The organism is Mesorhizobium sp. M5C.F.Ca.IN.020.29.1.1, from assembly GCF_003997375.1.
Taxonomy (GTDB): Bacteria; Pseudomonadota; Alphaproteobacteria; order Rhizobiales; family Rhizobiaceae; genus Mesorhizobium; species Mesorhizobium wenxiniae.
This window is the reverse complement of the sequence record NZ_RZSW01000807.1, coordinates 1-2,015: the sequence shown is the minus strand read 5'-3', so window position 1 is coordinate 2,015 and position 2,015 is coordinate 1. Positions and strand designations below refer to the sequence as shown.

Below are 2,015 nucleotides of genomic sequence, written 5' to 3'. Positions count from 1 at the left end.
CGCCATCGACTGCGCCATTCCCTCCACCCGCGACCTCGTGCAGACCGCCAAAAGCCAATCCCCCGCCCGGCAGAACCTTGTCGATCGCAGCCACTCCGAACGGCAAAACCGTGCGGGCGCGCGCGTTTCCGCCTTCCAGACGCGCGATGCGATCTCGAAGCTCGGAAATGGCAGCAGGGGGCGCCGATACACTCATCTGACCCTTGAAACGCGGAAAGCCTGTGATATGTTCTCCTTTTGTTCTCGTATCCGCAAAGAGTCAATCGGGATGACATCGTGCCCCTGCGGAAGGCGAAGGCGTCGATGCTCCCGAACAGCAATGGAGGCAGGTGATGACCATCACCATCCGCGTCGAAGGGGCGCAGCCGGAAGAGATCGTGCGCGGCCTGCTCGCCGCCCAGGAAGTGTTCGACAAGGCCGGCGTCACGCCTGACCAGGCAGCGATGGCGCGTTTTGTCGTCGAGGGTTGGGACATCCGTGGCTTTACCGGCAAGGTGCCCGAGGACGAACTCGCGATCTGCACCGTCTGGGACGAGGCTGACCAGGCGGCGGTGCAAGCCTCCTGTGCCGGGTGGGAGGCCGACAAAATCCCAAGCTCGGCCGATCTCGAGCTCGTCCGGGAACCGCAGCGTTTCAGCTTCACCTCGGAGGAAGAGCGCAGCGAATGGCTGTTTCGGACTGCCGATGCCGGCATTCTCGAGGAGATGTGCGAGGAAGGCTATTTTGACGACGGTCGCCCGGAGGACGAGGTCGCGTTCCTACTCGATGACTGGGATTTCGAACACCTCACCGAGGAGCAGCGGAGGCTATATGATGATCGCGTCTATCCGCTGATGCGCATCTGGTTCTTCGAGCGTGAGCGTTTCGAGGAGGAATATAACCGCCTGCGCGCCGAGTGGGCGCGCGGCACGCAGGATGATCGCCACGTCGACTTGTTCGCGGCGTGATGTTTTTGCGGTTCGCAAGACGTCTATCGACGGGTGGCACTCATCACGTCGAAGGCGACTGCATGTGGACTTGTGGGAGCAATCGGCTATCGCTCAGCAGGCAATGTTTGATTCACGCACCACAGCCGACCTTTCCGAACTTGAAGACGAAGCGCTGCTGGACACGGCGCAGCGACAGACAGCACGCTATTTCTGGGAGGGCGCGCATCCCGTCAACGGGCTTGCCCGTGACCGCCAGAAGACGACGGGCGATCCCGACAACGATCTCGTCGCAATCGGCGGATCGGGTTTTGGGATCATGGCCATCATCGTCGCGGTCAGTCGAGGATGGATCGATCGCGCCGCGGCGCTAAGTCGGCTGCACGGGATGCTCGATTTCCTGGAGCGCGTACCGCGGTATCATGGAATGTTTTCGCATTTCGTCGATGGCCGTACCGGCCAGACCATCCCTTTCCGGCGGAAGGACGATGGCGCCGATCTGGTCGAGACGACATTCCTCTTTCAGGGATTCATTTGCGCCCGCGAATATTTTGCGAGCAGCACATCTGAGGAACTCCGGCTGCATGAGCGGATCAACGCGCTGCTACGAGTGGCAGAGTGGGAGTGGTTCACGCGCGGAGGCAAGCAACTCTATTGGCACTGGAGTCCAAACCACGGCTGGGCGATGAACAGCCCGATCGAGGGTTGGAACGAATGCCTGCTCAGTTTCGTCCTGGCAACTGGATCATCGTCCCATGCCATCGATCCTGAGATCTATCACGAAGGCTTTGCGGCGGAAACAGCTTTCGAAATGGCCGCGAGTATCACGGCATCTCGTTGCCCCTCGGCATGAACTTCGGCGGTCCGCTGTTCTTTGCCCATTATTCCTTCTGCGGGCTCGATCCGCGCAGCCTCATCGATCGCCATGCCGATTATTGGGACCAGAACGTTCGGCACACGCAGATCAATCATCGGCATTGCCTCATCAATCCACACAATCACCTCGGCTACGGAGCAGATTGTTGGGGTTTGACTTCGAGCCACGGACCGACGGGCTACACCGCGCACGCCCCTGACAGGGATCGGGGC

General features: G+C 60.6%; 3 protein-coding genes and 1 pseudogene. 3 read left to right on the top strand and 1 reads right to left on the bottom strand.

Annotation, left to right across the window (positions count from 1 at the left end; genetic code table 11):
* Positions 1-196: pseudogene (locus EOA85_RS33775) on the bottom strand (damage-inducible protein); the annotation flags it as partial.
* Positions 197-332: 136 nt separating this feature from the next.
* Between EOA85_RS33775 and EOA85_RS33770 the strand changes: the two are divergent.
* The 3 genes from EOA85_RS33770 to EOA85_RS38345 form a co-directional block, all read left to right on the top strand.
* Complete coding sequence (locus EOA85_RS33770; RefSeq protein ID WP_127212592.1) at positions 333-947, top strand: hypothetical protein; 615 nt, start codon at positions 333-335, stop codon at positions 945-947.
* Positions 916-1,779 carry a hypothetical protein gene (locus EOA85_RS33765; protein ID WP_206523440.1) on the top strand — a complete coding sequence of 288 codons (864 nt, stop codon included), beginning with the start codon at positions 916-918 and terminating at the stop codon, positions 1,777-1,779. Before EOA85_RS33770 ends, EOA85_RS33765 begins: the two co-directional genes overlap by 32 nt.
* Positions 1,776-2,015: glucoamylase family protein (locus EOA85_RS38345; RefSeq protein ID WP_281033827.1), on the top strand; the 240-nt coding region annotated here is incomplete at its 3' end. The genes EOA85_RS33765 and EOA85_RS38345, both read left to right, overlap by 4 nt.

Excerpts from the sequence above, each read along its gene's own strand:
- EOA85_RS33770 (WP_127212592.1), top strand. The coding sequence starts at position 333 with ATGACCATCACCATCCGCGTCGAAGGGGCGCAGCCGGAAGAGATCGTG.
- EOA85_RS33765 (WP_206523440.1), top strand. The coding sequence starts at position 916 with ATGATCGCCACGTCGACTTGTTCGCGGCGTGATGTTTTTGCGGTTCGC.